Source organism: Butyrivibrio sp. WCD3002 (genome assembly GCF_000424265.1).
GTDB lineage: Bacteria > Bacillota > Clostridia > Lachnospirales > Lachnospiraceae > Butyrivibrio.
In genome coordinates this window covers 50,502-67,880 of sequence record NZ_AUJO01000006.1, presented here as the reverse complement: position 1 = coordinate 67,880, position 17,379 = coordinate 50,502, and the positions used below count along the sequence as shown (strand labels likewise).

11 protein-coding genes are annotated in these 17,379 nt (G+C 42.7%); 9 read left to right on the top strand and 2 right to left on the bottom strand.

The features are described 5' to 3' along the window. Positions 1-22: 22 nt before the first annotated feature. A complete protein-coding gene (locus G608_RS0108805) occupies positions 23-2,278 on the top strand; it encodes a fibronectin type III domain-containing protein (RefSeq protein WP_026495723.1) in 2,256 nt (751 codons plus the stop codon). Between the two features lie 83 nt (positions 2,279-2,361). On the opposite strand, the gene G608_RS0108800 is transcribed toward G608_RS0108805, so the two are convergent. After that, positions 2,362-2,979 (bottom strand): TetR/AcrR family transcriptional regulator, encoded by a 618-nt coding sequence (locus tag G608_RS0108800; protein WP_026495722.1) that lies wholly within the window; start codon positions 2,977-2,979, stop codon positions 2,362-2,364. A 200-nt stretch (positions 2,980-3,179) separates the two neighbouring features. On the opposite strand from G608_RS0108800, the gene G608_RS20560 reads away from it, so the two are divergent. Together G608_RS20560 and G608_RS0108790 are read left to right on the top strand one after the other, a co-directional pair. After that, positions 3,180-4,595 carry an MATE family efflux transporter gene (locus tag G608_RS20560; protein ID WP_051209053.1) on the top strand — a complete coding sequence of 472 codons (1,416 nt, stop codon included), beginning with the start codon at positions 3,180-3,182 and terminating at the stop codon, positions 4,593-4,595. A gap of 30 nt (positions 4,596-4,625) precedes the next feature. Continuing rightward, on the top strand, positions 4,626-5,333 hold the full coding sequence (locus G608_RS0108790) for a diacylglycerol/polyprenol kinase family protein (RefSeq protein ID WP_026495721.1): 708 nt from the start codon (positions 4,626-4,628) through the stop codon (positions 5,331-5,333). On the opposite strand, the gene G608_RS0108785 is transcribed toward G608_RS0108790, so the two are convergent. Further along, complete coding sequence (locus tag G608_RS0108785; protein WP_026495720.1) at positions 5,276-6,514, bottom strand: AraC family transcriptional regulator; 1,239 nt, start codon at positions 6,512-6,514, stop codon at positions 5,276-5,278. The genes G608_RS0108790 and G608_RS0108785 overlap by 58 nt on opposite strands. A 282-nt stretch (positions 6,515-6,796) precedes the next feature. On the opposite strand from G608_RS0108785, the gene G608_RS0108780 reads away from it, so the two are divergent. From G608_RS0108780 to G608_RS0108755, 6 genes are all read left to right on the top strand, one after another. Further along, entirely contained in the window at positions 6,797-9,010 is a 2,214-nt protein-coding gene (locus G608_RS0108780; protein ID WP_026495719.1) for a glycoside hydrolase family 2 protein, read from the top strand. Positions 9,011-9,043: 33 nt separating this feature from the next. After that, positions 9,044-10,513 (top strand): MFS transporter, encoded by a 1,470-nt coding sequence (locus tag G608_RS0108775; protein ID WP_026495718.1) that lies wholly within the window; start codon positions 9,044-9,046, stop codon positions 10,511-10,513. A gap of 26 nt (positions 10,514-10,539) precedes the next feature. After that, on the top strand, positions 10,540-12,813 hold the full coding sequence (locus G608_RS20555) for a family 78 glycoside hydrolase catalytic domain (protein WP_051209052.1): 2,274 nt from the start codon (positions 10,540-10,542) through the stop codon (positions 12,811-12,813). Between the two features lie 63 nt (positions 12,814-12,876). Further along, positions 12,877-14,688 carry a family 43 glycosylhydrolase gene (locus G608_RS0108765; protein WP_026495717.1) on the top strand — a complete coding sequence of 604 codons (1,812 nt, stop codon included), beginning with the start codon at positions 12,877-12,879 and terminating at the stop codon, positions 14,686-14,688. After that, complete coding sequence (locus G608_RS0108760) at positions 14,685-16,346, top strand: GH35 family beta-galactosidase (protein ID WP_026495716.1); 1,662 nt, start codon at positions 14,685-14,687, stop codon at positions 16,344-16,346. The genes G608_RS0108765 and G608_RS0108760 overlap by 4 nt, the downstream gene beginning before the upstream one ends. An 18-nt stretch (positions 16,347-16,364) precedes the next feature. Then, positions 16,365-17,267 carry a sugar phosphate isomerase/epimerase family protein gene (locus tag G608_RS0108755; protein ID WP_242829364.1) on the top strand — a complete coding sequence of 301 codons (903 nt, stop codon included), beginning with the start codon at positions 16,365-16,367 and terminating at the stop codon, positions 17,265-17,267. Positions 17,268-17,379: the final 112 nt, after the last annotated feature.

The following is a 17,379-nucleotide window of genomic DNA, read 5'->3' as shown; positions in this document are numbered from 1 at the left end:
TATAAAGGGGAACAAGAGTAACATGAAGCAATTTCTAAAAAAATTACTAAAGGGTTCAGCTGTAGCATTTGGTTTGTGGATGCTTGTAGGGCCTATGAGTGCTAAGGCATATAACAATACGATGCATGTGGTAGATGCGACGGATACTACTATAACCATAGACTGGAGCATGGCGGCTGATGATCAATTCGAAGAACAGAAGGCCGATGGCAATACGTCATACAAATGGGATTATTTTAAAGTTGGCTATGCGGCTAATCCCTGTGACAGAAATAAGATAAAACATAACATTTCAGTTAATACAAAACTGCGTCAGTATACAATAAAAGGACTTAAACCTGATACTGAATATACAATTGAGGTGGATTGGAGAATATCTCATTCCGGCCCAAAGGGAACGGGAACTACGGTTCATAATTTTCAGGTGCTTGACGCCGCAACAACCGGCGGCTCCAATGAAACTGCAAAGTTTGTAGGCTCTACCGGAACAACTGCTGCTGTTGATATCAGCGAAGCTTTAAGAAACATTGAATGTGAATGTCGTGAGAAAAATCACAAACCGAGTATGTATACCATCAGTGTTGGATATGCAGATCAGGCAGCTGGCACTGAAGCAGCTCTTATGAAAGCAAAGGAGATTGCAGGAAAGAAATATTACAAGCTAGGTAATAAGCAAGGCATTTACAACATGAGAGGACTTAGTCCAAATCATACCTATACATTTGTTGCGGCTGTATGGCTTAGTGCTAACAATGCAGATACAGGTAATTACAAGAAATTCTTTAAATACGTTCAGTTATCAGATATCAAAACAAAAGACACCGATGATTCCGCGATCTATAATAGTGTTGAGCCTGTGACTAAGTTTGATTCCCGCAAAGACAGTGATGCCGCAGGAAGATACCTTTCTTCTTCCTACGATTCCTATGGCGTTACATTAGCAACTACTGTTACTGCAGACAGCATTACCTTAGACTGGTCTAAGCAGAAACAGGCAGACAGGAAGATTAAAGCTGCCAAGGATGAGAAAAAACTCTGTTTTGCCATAGTTGAAGATGAGCAGTATGATGCGGATGCGGACAGACAAAAGTATGGCCCTAGCAACAATTGCGGACCTAATGTCAGAAAGGCAGCAAAAAAAGCAGATGCACATCAGTTTCAAGCTGATGTATCAACTAAAAGCTTTACTTTTTCCGGTCTAAAACCCGCTACCAGCTACACGGTAATAATGAAATGTAGTTGGGAGAATAAAACGGGTAAAAGTGAAAAGATTTATCCCTATCTTACTCATATCTGCACGGAAGGCGCAAAAACTGACAGCGAAATCGACAGCCATGTAAAAAAAGACAAAGTTATCGCATATATGTATGACGGCGTTGTGAAGCATCAGGGCAGCGAAGCACATCTTGATTGGACAAATGCCATCAAAAACTATTGCGGTCAGACTGTGCTTAGTGAATACTGCGCAAGACCCGGCATCGACTGTGTGACTGAGATAGGATATGCCAAGCTTCCGGCTGACCTTAAAAATTCAAGTGCTGTAAAGGCAAGCTATCAGGCAGCTGAGAAAATGTTAAAAAATACTGATTACAACGCTCTTGCTGTCAACTATCCATACTCCAATACCAGAATATATAACCTGGATCCTGGTGCTAAGTATGTATTTGCCGTTAGATTTACTACCTACTGGTATTTATGTGGCGTAAGACACAGCTTTACAGATACGTTTTATATAGACGAAACCGGCATCAATTATTATAAAGCAAATAAGACAGGAGCTTCATATGGCGGCTCCAGTAGTGGATCCGGAGAAAGTGGCTCCGGAAACAGCGGCGAAAATGGTTCCGGTGATGATATTTCAAGCCCTGATGATCAGCAGAATGAGGAAAATCCTTCCGAAGAGAAAAGAGATGGCCGCACTAACGATAGCAATACTGCTCCGGGCTCAAACAGTAAATCCGGCCGTCAGGTTAATTCCGGAAAAGCCAATAATCTTGCGCAGATTACCTGCAGCAGTGAAAAGGTATCCTATAAAAAGCTGAAGAAAAAGGCTCAGACTGTAACAATTAAAATAGACAATTCAAAGGGAAAAATTTCTGTAAAGGACATTTCTTCCAAAAAGAACAGAAATGTCGCATCGATCAGCATTAAAGGAAGAAAAGTTATTTTAAAGTTTAAGAAGGGTACATCCAAAGGCGTTTATAAGTTTAAGGTAACAGTTGGCGCTAAGGATGGTATCAAAAAGACTACCGAGACATTTAAAATTAAGGTAAGCTGATAGCGTGCCAAAAAGAACCGTCCCCAGTGGCACGCGTGCCAAAGAGAACCGTCCCCAGTGGCAGAACCGTCCCCAGTGGCACGCTAAATGCCATTAAGTGTCATTTTGGCAAGCTTTAAAATCTTGGCGGCGATTTGTTCTTCCGATTCAACAAAACCTGATTTATTCCAGTAATCTATGACTCCGGCACTACCTGCAGAGATGTATGCAAAAAGCACTTCTTTGTTCAGGTTAGGGTCGGAGTTTGCATATACTTCCAGTGCTTTGGAAAAATGATCATAGAAGAGAAACACAATTTTTCTTGAAAATTCTGAGCCATTCTGTGACATAAAGGACATCAGACTAAGATCATCATTCATGCTTTCCCGCAGATATCTCAGGGTATTTGTCACAAATTCATCGATATTTTCATAGCTGGCAGCTTCCAGTTTTGCAGATATCTCATCTATTACAGCTTCCTGCAGCTTATCCACAAGATCCGGAACATCCAGATAATGCTTATAAAAAGTCGCTCGGTTTATCTCTGCACGGCTGCAGATGGATGTGACTGTGATTTTTTCATATCCGATTTCCTGTAATAATTCATAGAAGGCAGTACGTATGCGCATTTTTGTATAGCGTATCCTGCCGTCTTCTTTTTTCTTTGCAACGGAATTTTTCACGTTGTTTTTATCCATGGAATTCTTAATTTTCTCTGACATAATCAACACTTTTCTCCAATGTGTTTACTAACTAACAGTTTTGAAAATATTGATGGTTGCTAGCTTTTTTAAGGCTTCTTATAATCAACATAAAAATAATAAACAACTGTTGATTATTTTACAAGTGTCAATAATTTACAGAAATGTGCTAATTGCTTTGTGGCATATTTTCATAATTTTAATAAGGCGGAGATTAGTTTATGGAAGATAAGAGAAATAAGATTTACGAAAGTGACAACCTCTGGTGGTCGATCCTTGGAATGGTGATGCCGGCGCTTTTGGCGATTCTGGTAATCCTTATTTATAACATGGCGGACATGGTATTTGTGGGACAGACCGGCGAAACGGCCCAGGTGGCGGCGGTATCAATCGTAGGACCGGTGTTCAACCTCATAATGGCAGTAGCAATGCTTTTGTCATCGGGAGGAACCGTTCTGATTTCAAGGGATCTTGGGGCAAAGGATGAGGCACATGCGAAACAGGTCAGCGCAGTATGTATGTGGGGTGCGATTATTCTTGGAATAGCCTCGGCAATACTGATCATTGCAGCACACAAGCCGCTTCTTGGGCTTCTTGGAACCACCGCTGATACCTATGAATATGCAAGAACCTACATGATAATTCTGGCCCTTGGCGCACCGTTCCTGCTTCTAAGCAATATGCTGGGTCAGCTCATGAGAGCAGAAGGTGCGGTAAAATATGGGCTCATCGCCAATCTGTCAGGAACATTTATAAATATAATCCTTGATCCTGTCTTTATCCTGACCTTAAAAATGGGTGTGGCCGGGGCAGCAATTGCAACGGTTATCGGCAATTTTATTGCCACAATGATCAGTCTGTATTACATGAACATGAAGGCTGTTGTGCTTAATATGAAGCTTTCAAATGCTCTGATAAAGCCCCAGCTTATTTTCTCAGTGATGGCACTTGGAATTCCAAATGCTGTAAGTACGTTCCTGTCAGGCTTTGCAGGTTCTTTTTCAAACAGGCTCCTTTCAGGCTATGGCTCTGATTCCATCGCAGCGAATGCGGCGGCAGGCCGGGTGAACATGATAATCGTAATGATCCTTATGGGAATCTGTATGGGCGCTCAGCCGCTTATTTCCTACAACTACGGCGCCAAGAATTTAAAGAAGCTCTCCGGAATCATGAAAAGAATTCTGATTCTGTGCGTGGCAGTGGGCACGGTAACTACAGCCCTTGTAATAATGTTCAGACATACAGCAATAGGCCTTTTCCTGAAGGATGCGTCAGTGGCCGCTTTGGCGGAATCCATAGTCGTTCTTTTGATGATCAGCTCCCCATTCCTTGGATTCTTTTTCCTTGCAACCAATTTCCTTCAGTCCACAGGGAAGGCCATGTCAGCCACAGTAATGTCCACCTTGCAAAAGGGAGTGCTGCTTATTCCGCTACTTTTTATCCTTGAGCATCTCTTCGGATTTTACGGAATTATATATGCCTATGTAGTTGCAGATTTTGCCTCAAGTGCGATTGCGATAGTGTTCCTGATTGTAAATTGGAGAGCAGTTAAGAAGGAGCTGAAAAAGGAGATGACAGATAAGACAGTGACCTTTCTAAACTCAGATAATAAAGAAATAAATGCTCACGCAGTGTGATGCAAGATAATACATGGAGGAGAATTGAAAATGCACGAAATTATTGTAGATATGTTTGTTGGACTTAAGTATTTCCTGATTTATATGTTTTCCCTGGCGGGAGTGGTGTTCCTGATAAATAAGATATTCAGATTACCGAAGGAGCTATTCAGAAAACTGCTTCACTTTATAGCCTTTTCATCTGTGATAGTTATGATATATTCTGCAAAAAACTGGATCGCAGCTACGCTTGTTCCGATAATGATAATCATTATTATGTATCCGGGACTGCTACATGCTGAAAAAGATAAGCGATTTACGCAGATGGTTTCGCAGAGAAGAGAGGGTGAATTAAAATCAAGTCTCCTGCAGCTTTTTCTGACAATAGCAGCTATTATCGCAATTAGCTGGGGGCTTTTAGGACATAAAGAATTCGCAGTTGCGGCCATACTTATGTGGGGCTTTGGTGATGCAGCGGCAGCTCTTATAGGTAAAAGATTCGGAAAACACAAGGTGCTTCGATTTAAGCATGTTGATCATAAAAAGAGCTGGGAAGGAACCGCTGCAATGTCGGTCGTAGCTTTTGCTTTTGGCCTTGCAAGCCTGATGATAGTTGGGAATATTCCCCTCGAAAGCAGTCTTCCCGCGGTTATCATAGCAGCTCCTTTAGCGGCATTAACGGAATTATTTACCAAAAACGGTTACGATACTGTAACAGTGCCTTTTGTGAGCGTGGCAGCCCTGTTCTTTTTCCTGTAACCGGATGGAGTCATGCCATACACTTTTTTAAAGACCTTTACAAAATAATTATTATCTGAGTAACCCACATAGCTGCTGATTTCCTGGATTTCATTATCAGTATCACGAAGGAAACCGGCGGCTTTTTCACATCTTTTTCCGGCTATATACTCGGTGATGGTCCTGCCTGTTTCCTTTTTGAATACCTTAGATAGATGAGAGGCAGAGACGTTTGCTGCACGGGACAGATCATCTATAAGTATTTCTTCGCTCAGATGAAAATCTATGTATTCAATAACCTTCTGAATAGGCGCAGAGTAATCACCCATTGAGAGCTTGTACTCATGCACGGCAGATGTAAGCTCCACTATCATGCTTTCAATGTAACTATGCTGCATTATTGCCTCCTTTACGGAGTCCAGAAGCTGCACATATTTCTGGGTGATTGCATTTATTGTTATGACTGAAAGTCCGGATTCCTCGGCGGCTTTTCTGGCAAGAACTCTGATTATAGCAAAAGAGATTTCGGGTTTTGAGTAGGAAGGATTGTCCTTCATAAATTCTTCATTGGCTTTGATGTTGGTCATGGCAGAATATGCCTGTTTTACATTTTCTACATCCCCGTTTTTTATCATAGACAAAAAGCGCTTTTCGTTGTCATAGCGCCTGTAAATATCGCTGAAATCTGTGTTTTCAGGCAGAGCCCCGTGAGAAATATCGGACGATTCCTGAATAAATCCGGAGAGCTTTCTGTAGTTATAGTCAAGAATCCCCGGCTCAAAGGACTGCATTATGGATGTAATTAGCGCCTGCAGCTGACTGGAATAGATTATCGGAAAAGAGGTGTAGTAAAGCCTCAAAGCTATGGTGCTTGAGGAAGGAACATTGTTTTTAATTAAAATCTGTTCGGTTTTTGTCTCAGAATACTCACTCTGAACATATGGACCAACTAAAATCATCCTGTCACCAAAGTTAAAAAAACAGGTACAAACCCCAAGCTGATCTACAATTTCGTAAATAGTAGCCGGGACCGATGAATTCATCAAAAGCGACAGCGCTTCACGGGTAAACATGGGCTGCAATTTATTGCTAAAACAGTATTTCTCCTCGAAGCTGCGGAGATCCTTGTCGTAGTCCGCTATTTCCGTAGCAGAGACGTTAGCTATATTTCTGATTAATCTAAGAAATAATTCAGTGTCCATAAAAACCTCTTTTTGAAAACACTTGCCAATAATAGCAAAAATGCATTACTAAAATCGAATATTACTATATTAAATGTAGATTACAGTATATTTATCTTATTTTCAACACATAATAGCTATAATATTGCTATTTCAAATATTTATATTCTAATAGTTTGCCATCCCGGATGCTATCATTATTTTTGCAAACACATAATTAACATATCCGACACTTCTTAGATGCATCCGGTGCCTGGGGATACAGTCGGATTTAAACTGGCGATTATTGAGGAGAATAATTACATGCGCAGCACTTTTTTATGGAACGACAACTGGACTTTCATTAAAGAAAACAATGAAGAGAAGGTAACGCTCCCTCACACTTGGAATGCAGAGGATGGTCAGACAGGACCACAGCAGTATTACAGAGGTACCTGTTTTTATAAGAAGTCATTTGGAAAACCCGTCATGGAAGAAAATCAAAGATGCTATCTGGAATTCAGAGGCGTTAATTCCTCCTGTAAGGTCAGAATAAACGGAAACGATATCTGCTCTCATGACGGAGGATATTCCACATTCAGATGCGATATCACTGATTTTTTATCTGATGAAAATGAGATAGAAGTGAGCGTATCCAATGAGCCAAATGACAGAGTATATCCTCAGAGAGCTGACTTCACATTCTACGGCGGAATATACAGAGATGTGTATCTGATAATAGTAGACAGCGAACATTTTGACCTTGATTATTACGGCGGAAACGGCCTGTATGTTACGCCTTCAATAGATGGAAAAGATGCAGTAATCGATATAAAGACCTACCTCACAGGCGAGCCTGACAAAGTTCTGATTTCAATAGATGGTGTTGGTGAAAAAGAAATTGAAATTTCGGAAGAAAATGGCAAAAAGGTCGCAAAGGGCAATTTCAAAATAGAAAACGTTCATCTCTGGAACGGAATAAAAGATCCGTATTTATACAGAATTACAGCGACTCTGTTTAAAGGAACTGAGCAGGTGGACAGGCTCTATGAGAGATTTGGAGTAAGAAAGTTTTCATTTGATCCGGAAAAGGGATTTTTCTTAAATGGGCGAAGCTACCCTCTACATGGCGTTTCCAGGCATCAGGACAGAGCCGGGGTTGGAAATGCTCTTACAAAAGAAATGCATGATGAGGATATGGAGCTGATCCTGTCCATGGGCGCAAACTCCATAAGACTTGCTCATTATCAGCACGATCAATACTTCTATGACCTATGTGATGAGAAGGGCATTGTTGCCTGGGCTGAGATTCCATATATCACGGTGCACATGGATGGTGGCCGTGAAAACACTGTTTCACAGATGAAGGAGCTCATAACTCAGAATTATAACCACGCATCCATTATGTGCTGGGCCCTTTCCAATGAGATAACGCTTCAGGGTGTTACGGACGACCTCATGGAAAACCACAGAATTCTGAACAATCTGGTTCACGAGATGGATCCCGGCAGAGTATCCGCAATGGCAAATCTTTTCATGCTTGAGACGGATTCACCCCTTGTAGAGCTTCCCGACATCAGAGGCTATAACCTGTATTATGGCTGGTATGTGGGCGATATGGAGGATAACGATAAGTGGTTTGATGATTTCCACAAGGAGCATCCAAATACTGTGATCGGCCTTACGGAATACGGTGCAGATTCAGTTATATCACTGCAGTCGCCAAAGCCTGAAAAGGGCGATTTTACTGAAAGCTATCAGGCAATTTATCACGAGCACATGCTTGAAATGTTCAGCACAAGACCCTATATCTGGGGAACCTATTGCTGGAACATGTTTGAATTTGCAGCAGCCGGCAGAGAGGATGCAGGGGATCCCGGGAAAAACCATAAAGGACTTATCACTTTTGATAGGAAAACAAAGAAGGATGCCTATTACATATACAAAGCATGGTGGTCAGATGAGCCTTTCGTTCATCTGTGCGGAAGAAGGTATCACGATCGGATAGAAGAAAACACAGAGATTAAAGTGTATTCCAATCTGAATAAGGTGACTCTTTACGTGGATGACAGAGAAGTGGAGACCAAAGAAGGAAAACATATATTTAAATTCATGGTTCCGATTTCTGCAGTACATAGAATCAAAGCTGTGGCAGAGGAACAGAGTGATGAGATGGAAATAGTAAAGGTTTCAGAGCCAAATCCCTCATATTTTATTTCGGCAGACAAGGTTAGAAACTGGTTTGACGAAAAGGATGAGGAAGTGTCAAATGACAGCGAATATCTCTCACTTTCCAGTACCATGGCAGAAGTAAATGCTGTCCCTGAAGGGAAGGCGATACTTGATAATATGATGGCTGCCATGAATTCCAGAACAGCAGGTGGTATGGGAGAAGGAGTGAAAATTCCTAAAGCAATGCAGGCAATAATCGCAAGACAGCCGATTAATAAGCTGCTTAAACAAGGCGGATTTGATGCAGATTCTCCTGAGGTTAAGGCACTTGAAAATGCACTTTCACAGATTAAAAAAGCAAAATAATAACGGGGTTAATTTAGATAAACTGAGGGTAACATGGAAAACTTAAATGTAAATAATTCAGATAAAAATAATGTATATCACAAGGCCAAAACCTGGCAGATCATTCTTTTTGCCTGCAACGGACTTGTGGGTATGAGCATATATTCACTGATCGGCCTCGCCAGCTATTCAGCCAATGTGGGCTATGGAATCGCAACCGTAGCAGTTGGCGGAATCCTGACATTTACCAGAATTTTAGATGCTATAACAGATCCGCTACTGGCATTTGTCTACGACAGAGTTAATACCCGATGGGGAAAAATCAGGATACTTATCATCGCAGGCTGGATTATTGAAGCTATCGCACTTTTCTGCATGTTCAGCGGCTTTTCAAGTAAGGGCCATGGTCTGATAACCTTTGTGACATTCTATATTCTTTATGTAATCGGCTATACCATGACCAACATGACTGCGCTTACTGTACCGAATCTACTGACCAATGATCCAAAGCAGAGACCCACTATCGGTGTTTGGCAGACAGTATTTAATTATCTTGTTCCTATAACACTTAGTATTGTTCTCAATGTAGTTCTTCTTCCGAAATTCGGCGGAACCTACAACCAGGGCTATCTCTCCGCGGCATGCATTTTAACTATTGCAGTATCAGCACTCGGAGTGTTGCTTGTATGTATCGGTGTGTCTGAATACGATAAGCCTGAAAATTTCAAAAACTATACTGCAAACAAAGAAGAAAAGCTCAGCCTTAAGGATATGATCAGTGCAATTAAGGAAAATAAACCTTTTCAGTGCTATATAGTTGCAGCAGCATCAGACAAAATTGCACAGCAGGTTGCGAGTCAGTCGATTGTGGGAACATTACTTGCAGGAATCGTAATCGGAAATATGGGACTGTCAACAATACTGAACATGGTAGCTATTCTACCTGCAATCTTGTTCGCTGTATTTGGTGCACGTTATGCCGGCAAACATGGTAATAAAGAATCTATCACAACCTGGACCTGGGCATGCATGGGAATTTCTGCAGGACTTATAGCTTTCTTTGGAGTAATTGATCCACATCACATTGCGACCTTTGGACCCATGATGGTAATTTATGTTGTTCTCACACTTTTGCTTAATGGAGCAAAAATGTGCGTAACAACAGCCGGATCAGCGTTTGTATCGGACTTGATTGATTATGAACTGGACAGAACCGGCAAATTTATCCCTGCGGTAATGACAGGCACCTACAGCTTAATTGACAAGATCGTTACTGCTTTTTCAGCAGTTATCGCAACAGGCGCAGTTGCTCTTGTTGGTTATACCCAGACACTGCCTCAGCCCGGCGATCCGCTGACAAGACCTATTTTCTGGATGACAATGTTTTTGCAGTACGGCCTTGCTATGATCGGCTGGATCTGTACCATCGTTGCCATGAGAAAATGTGATCTTACGAAGGAAGAAATGGTGAAGGTACAGCACAGAATTTCTGAGAAAAAGAAGGCAGCTAAAGAGTGTGCCTGATATTGAAAATATTTTGAAGGATTTTTATGACAGAAAAGATTTTTAAAAATGCAAAATGGATAACTCCCGAGCAAATGACGGAGCCTGAAATAAGAAAAGGCGCGGGATATTTAAGAAAAAAACTGATCCTTGAAGCTATTCCGGAAAAGGCGGAGCTTTACGCCACTGCCCATGGTCTTTATGAGATAAAAGTTAACGGAAGAGCTGTGACAGAAGCGAGACTTACTCCCGGATGTACGGAGTATAACAACAGACTTATGTACCAGCAGTACGACATCACAGGTCTTCTAACCGAAGGGAAGAACGAGATTTTCGTTACATTAGGTGATGGTTGGTACAGAGGCTGCATTGGAATTGACGGCACCAGGAACTTTTTCGGAGAAGATATTTCTTTTATCTGCAAGGCAATAGACAAAGCGGGAGAAGTGCTCTTTATGACAGATGAATCCTGGGAAGGCTCAGAGCAGGGGCCCATACTTCTTACAGACTTAGAGCTTGGCGAAAACTATGATGCAAGACTTGAGGATATACAGGAATGGAGCCCTGTGAGGACTATGGATTTTGATATGGAAAATCTGGTTCCGCAGGACGCTCCCCTCATCCTGGAGCATGAGATTTTTGAAGGAAAACTCATAAAAACATCTGCCGGTGAGGACGTTTATGACTTTTCACAGAACCTGGCAGGATACACGGAAATTACGATTGAGAATGCTGTGGCCGGCCAGACTGTTACTCTAATCCATGGCGAAACGCTGGATGAAAACGGGAATTTTACCATAGCAAATTTCCAACCGGGAGACCGAAATAAAGCAGGCGGAATCAAGCAGGAAATTAACTATATCTGCAAGGATGGTAGAAACGAGTTTAAGCCTCATTTTTCAATATTTGGATTTCGTTATGCAAAAATCGTAACGGATATTTCTCTCCAAAACATAAGCATTCAAAGCATCGCTGTTTACTCTGATATGAGAGAAACAGCGGACTTTGAATGCTCCGATGATGCTGTAAACAAGCTTTTTAATAACAGCAAATGGAGTATGAAATCCAACTTCTGCGATATTCCGACGGATTGTCCCACAAGAGAAAGAGCCGGTTGGACCGGAGATGCCGGAGTTTTTGTAAAGACCGGATCTTATCTTATGGACTGCGCGGGTGTGTATCGCAACTGGCTCGCCAGTGTCAGGTTTAACCAGCATTCTGACGGCAAGATGGCATATATCAGTCCAAGAAATGGTGTGCCAGGGAGAATTGCAGAAATGTTCTCCGCATCGGTGGGCTGGGGCGATGCTTCGGTTATTGTTCCTTACTTTTTATATAAGAAATCGGGAGATGTATCTATCCTTTCAGAAAACTATGAAATGATGAAGGCATGGGTAGGCTTTCTTGAGAAAAGAGCCGGCAAAAGTAAGCTGAAAAACCGCTTTGGCAAAAATCCCTTCAGGAAAAACATCATAGATACCGGCATGGATTACGGTGAATGGTGCGAGCCCGGAGCGGATGTCATGAAGGCCATGGCAGCTGCCTTTAAAAATGGTCAGCCCGAGGTGGCAACGGCTTATTTTGCTTATTCTTCAAAGCTGCTGTCAGAAATTGCAGGTATCTTGGGCAATGCAAATGACGCAGACTATTACAGGGATTTATCTGATAAAGCAAGAGCTGCATACAGATATCTTGTATTAAAGGATGGTCATATTCACTCAGAGAGACAGTGCGAATATGTAAGGCCGCTGGCCTTTGGACTTTTAGAAGAGGATGAAGCGGCGAATGCAGCGGAGGATTTGAACAGGCTGGTAATTGATAATGGATATCATTTAAACACCGGTTTTCTTTCCACGCCTTTCCTCTGTGAGGTTTTGTCTAAGCATGGATACGTGGAGTCTGCGTATAAGCTTCTTTTGCAGCGCACATATCCATCCTGGCTTTATTCAGTGGAAAAAGATGCTACAACCATCTGGGAGACCTGGGATGGTATCAGGGAGGATGGCACCGTTCACGATTCGCTAAATCATTATTCCTACGGAGCAATTTCCGGGTGGCTGATATCAGGAGTTTTGGGAATAAATTACGCACATGATGCATTAATTATCGAACCTTTTCCCAGTAAACAATTATCCTTTGCGAAGGGATATTTTGATTCACCAAAAGGCATGATAAGAGTAGAATGGAAGTATATTGATAATGATTGTTCTTTTCATATAGAAATTCCTGACGGAGTAACAGCAACAATCAGATTACCCGGCATGGCTGAAATAGCGGCATGCGGTGGAGAATATGACTACTCCATCAGATTAGGCGATTAGTTACGTACCCCGTATCAAAACGGACTCAGTTAGATATAGGCTGGCAATATAAGGAGGAATGAAATGAGCTACGTTTGCAACCCGATAAACATCAACTACAGATATCAGTTTAATGCTGACCCCAGAAAGGGCGGAGAAATCCAGATTTGCAGAGAAGCTGCGGATCCGTCCATGATCCTTTTCAAGGGCAGATACTATATTTTTGCATCCATGACACTGGGAGTATGGGTGTCTGATGACCTTACAAAGTGGGAAAATCACAGACTTCCTGATGAGCTTCCTTTATACGATTATGCTCCGGATGTACGAGTAATGGGAGATTACGTATATTTTTGCGCATCAAAAAGAGATGAAAACTGCGACCGCTTCAGAACGAAGGATATTCTGAACGGACCCTATGAGAAAATTCCCGGCAACTTTCCTTACTGGGATCCCAATCTTTTCATAGATGATGATGGAAAAGTGTATTTTTACTGGGGCTGCTCCAATACAGAGCCTATTTACGGATGCGAGCTTGACCCTGAAACCATGCTTCCAAAGGGCGAGAGAGTGCCTATGCTTGAGGGACATCCCACAGAGTATGGCTATGAAAGAGTTGGAGAAGATAATTCGATTTTCCCTGCTTCACAAGAGGAAATTGAGAAGGGATTTCAGGGCTTTCTTGCTATGCAGAACACCACAGAAGATCAAATTCCCGATGACCTTAAGCCACTAATCAAGGGTATGTTCTCCAATATGCCCTATATCGAAGGCGCATGGGTGGATAAGCATAACGGAAAATACTATCTGCAATATGCATTTGCAGGAACTCAGTTCAATACCTATGGTGATGGCGTTTACGTATCGGATTCGCCCCTTGGCCCCTATAAGCTGGCTGAAAATAATCCTTATTCCTACAATCCCGGCGGATTTTTACCGGGAGCAGGCCACGGCTCAACCATGGAGGATAAAAGCGGAAATCTCTGGCACACCGCTACCATGAGAATAAGTGTAAATCACGACTTTGAGAGACGAGTAGGACTTTGGCCTGCAGGCTTTGATAAGGACGGAGAACTGTTCTGCAATCAGAGATACGGTAACTGGCCTTTTGAAATAAACGGTGCAAAGCAGGATCCCTGGAAGAATCCGGATTGGTTTTTACTCAGCTATGGCAAAAAGACAAGCTGTTCATCCGCACTGTCAGAGAATCCTTCAGAAAATGTTACGGATGAGGATGTGCAGACACTGTGGCGTCCCGCATCAACCGGCAAGGACGAATGGATTACAGTTGACCTTGGAAAAGTATATAAAGTAAACGCTGTGCAGATTAACTTTGGCGATGGGAAGCTTGATATCCCTGTTCCCGGTGAGATCAGAGGAACCTCTCAGGCGCGTTTTATCGATGACAAGACCTATTACAGCCGCTGGAAAATGGAAGGATCTGTGGACGGCGAAGAGTTCTTTGTTTTAGAGGATAAATCAGAAGCAACAACTGATCTGACTCATGACCTGGTGGTAATGGAAGAAGGCAGGGAGATAAGATACATCAGAGTTTCTAATCTTGAAGTTCCCTATGGACAGATTCCCGCTCTTTCCGGCATTCGCGTATTTGGAAAAGGCGAGGGCGAGTTGCCAAAAGTTCCGGTTTTCTCTGTAAAAAGAGATTCCGGCATCGATATGAGTGTAAAGATTGAAGACGACGATAATGCCGTAGGGCATGTGATTCTCTGGGGAAGCTCTCCTGAAAAGCTCTATCACAGCTGGATGGTACTTGGAGAAGATGCTGTAGGTAGCGCGAAGCGCATAGGTGCTTTGGTTACCGGAAGAGATTACTATCTGAGAGTAGACAGCTTTAACGAAAGCGGCATTACTGAAGGAGAGGTTACAAAATTATGATGAATCACACAATTCCTCACATTGAGACAAGAAACAACAAGCAGGTGCTGATAGTTGAAGACAAACCCTTCATTTTACTTGCAGGTGAAGTTCACAATTCAGACTCCTCATCACCGAAATACATGGAGGAAATCTGGGATATCGCTGGTCAGCTTGGAATGAACACGCTGCTCCTTCCTGCAACCTGGGAAATGATTGAACCGGAGGAGGGCTGTTTTAATTTTGAAGTGCCCACAGAGCTTATAAATCAGGCAAGAGAGCGTGGAATGAAGATCGTCTTTCTCTGGTTTGGAAGCTGGAAAAATGCGGAATGCATGTATGCTCCAGGATGGGTAAAGCAGGACCTTAAGCGATTCCCCAGAGCTCAGATTGAAAAGGGAAAAAACAAGGCAGGCCGGGCAATTTCGCCATCACTTCCCGTAAAAATATCCTACACAACACTGTCTTACCTCGGGGAAGAGACCGTAAAGGCAGATGCAAAGGCCTTTGCCGCTTTCATGTCTTTTCTTAAAACCTATGATGAAGAACAACAGACTGTTATTGCGGTTCAGGTAGAGAACGAAACAGGACTACTTGGAGCAGCAAGAGAGGTATCAGATGCTGCGGATGCTGTATTTGAGGCAGCTGTTCCGGAAGATTTTGCCTCCTATATGAGAAGTCATACAGAGACCATGACAGAAGAAATCAAAGGAGCGGTTCTTTCTGGAAAAGAGCAGGGTAGCTGGAAGGAAGTTTTCGGAGACTGCGCTGATGAAGTTTTCTCTGCATATTATGTATCTAAATTCGTTAATACCGTGGCTGAAGCCGGAAAAAAGGTATATCCGCTTCCCATGACAGCTAACTGCTGGCTTGATAAGGGCGATAAGCCGGGAACCTATCCCACAGGCGGACCTGTCTCAAAGGTTCATGAAGTATGGGATTTTTGTGCTCCAAACATCGATGTATATTGCCCGGACATTTATGTGCCGCAATTTAAAGAAGTTTGCGACGAGTATACAAGGCGCGGAAACGCGCTTTTCATACCGGAGAGTGCAACCCACGGCTACGCTGCTCCAAGACTTTGTTATACAGTAGGGCACTATCACGCTATGTGTTATTCGCCCTTTGGCTTTGACGATATCGGTAAGCCTTTTACTGCAGTTCAGGCATTTTTATTTGGAATGGATGTAACTGACCCGGCCCTGAAAACACCTCAGAATTTTGAGGAATATGCGGCTTACGGTCAGATTTTGAAGGAAATGATGCCGATGCTTGCAGAAGCCTACGGCACAGATCGCCTGCAGGCCGTTTCAGCGGAAACAGATTCTCCCGCACCTGCTGCGGATGGAAATCCCTTCGGGGCACTACCGGCCACTATGAATTTTGGCTCATTTAGCGTAAACGTAACCTTCAAAAGTCCGGTAAATCCACGCTCAGACGGAGCATGTCTCTGCCTTAAAGTAAGCGATAATGAATGCTGGGTAGTAGGAAACGCCTGCGGAATTTCCTTGAATTCGGCAAATCCTGATGTTCCAAACCTGGATTTTTTAGAGGTTACTGAAGGATGCTTTGAAAAGGGCAGATGGATTCCAGGCCGCAGATTAAACGGCGATGAGGCGGCACAGATGTCCATGAGCAGCCCCAGCGTATGGCATATAAGATTTTTTACCTATGAATGATAATAGTGAGGTTTTATTTTGATAAACGGAGAACTTAGCGGAAGCTCTAATACGCCGAAATCAGGTGCAGATTCTGTAAAAAAGGGCCTTCAGCAGATAATGCTTGGAAGAGTCTGCAAAAATCACGACACTACCCTTAATGCCTTAAAAAGAATAAAGGCTGCCGGTTACGATTACATAGAGCTTAACGATTTTATGGTGCAGAAGTCTTCTCTGATAGTAAAGCTTCTGACAAGCTTTGGCGGAATGAGCATCGGAAACAGCGGGAGCCATGACTGGCATAGGCTGATTTCTGAAAGTGGTTTTAAGGTCAGCAGCATCCAATCTAATCTTGGAGCAATAGAATCAGACCCTGTCAGGATTGCTGCGCTGGCAAATAGCTTTGGCACGGACGTTGTGGTGATCACCGGAATGTACAGGTTTGATTACAGCAGCCGCAGCGAAGTAGAAAAGCTGGCGGAACGACTGAATGCAGCAGGAAAAACTCTAAAGGATCAGGGCATACGGGTTTTATATCACAATCATAACAGTGAGCTTCAAAAGGTGAGCCCGGGCGTAACTGCCTACGACGTGCTCATAGAAAAAACTGACCCGGAATACGTTAATTTTGAGCTTGATACCTATTGGATGACAGATGCAGGAGCAGATGTCTACCCGATAATTGATAAGCTGGGTTCAAGGCTGAAGTACTGGCATATCAACGACAGAGGCAACAGAGAAAAAGGTCCATACATGACGCCGATTCTCAAGGAAAATCCCACAGAGCTTGGCTATGGAAATATGAACCTTGAAGGAATTGCTGATGCAATTCAAAAGTATGGAATCGAGGCAGTAATTTTGGAAACCCACATGAACTGGATCCAAAATGATCCTGTTAAAAGCGCGGAAGTAAGCGCAGAATTTATTAGATCACATTTTTAAGTATGCCATTGGGGACGGTTCTTTTTGGCACGAAATGAGACATTTCGTGCCAAAAAGAACCGTCCCCAGTGGCATGCATGTATGACATTTGATGGACAGAAGAGGTTAAACT

What these genes read in the sequence shown, in the direction of transcription:
- G608_RS0108805 (WP_026495723.1), top strand. Translation starts at nt 23, where the DNA reads ATGAAGCAATTTCTAAAAAAATTACTAAAGGGTTCAGCTGTAGCATTT.
- G608_RS0108800 (WP_026495722.1), bottom strand. Translation starts at nt 2,979, where the DNA reads ATGTCAGAGAAAATTAAGAATTCCATGGATAAAAACAACGTGAAAAAT.
- G608_RS20560 (WP_051209053.1), top strand. Translation starts at nt 3,180, where the DNA reads ATGGAAGATAAGAGAAATAAGATTTACGAAAGTGACAACCTCTGGTGG.
- G608_RS0108790 (WP_026495721.1), top strand. Translation starts at nt 4,626, where the DNA reads ATGCACGAAATTATTGTAGATATGTTTGTTGGACTTAAGTATTTCCTG.
- G608_RS0108785 (WP_026495720.1), bottom strand. Translation starts at nt 6,514, where the DNA reads ATGGACACTGAATTATTTCTTAGATTAATCAGAAATATAGCTAACGTC.
- G608_RS0108780 (WP_026495719.1), top strand. Translation starts at nt 6,797, where the DNA reads ATGCGCAGCACTTTTTTATGGAACGACAACTGGACTTTCATTAAAGAA.
- G608_RS0108775 (WP_026495718.1), top strand. Translation starts at nt 9,044, where the DNA reads ATGGAAAACTTAAATGTAAATAATTCAGATAAAAATAATGTATATCAC.
- G608_RS20555 (WP_051209052.1), top strand. Translation starts at nt 10,540, where the DNA reads ATGACAGAAAAGATTTTTAAAAATGCAAAATGGATAACTCCCGAGCAA.
- G608_RS0108765 (WP_026495717.1), top strand. Translation starts at nt 12,877, where the DNA reads ATGAGCTACGTTTGCAACCCGATAAACATCAACTACAGATATCAGTTT.
- G608_RS0108760 (WP_026495716.1), top strand. Translation starts at nt 14,685, where the DNA reads ATGATGAATCACACAATTCCTCACATTGAGACAAGAAACAACAAGCAG.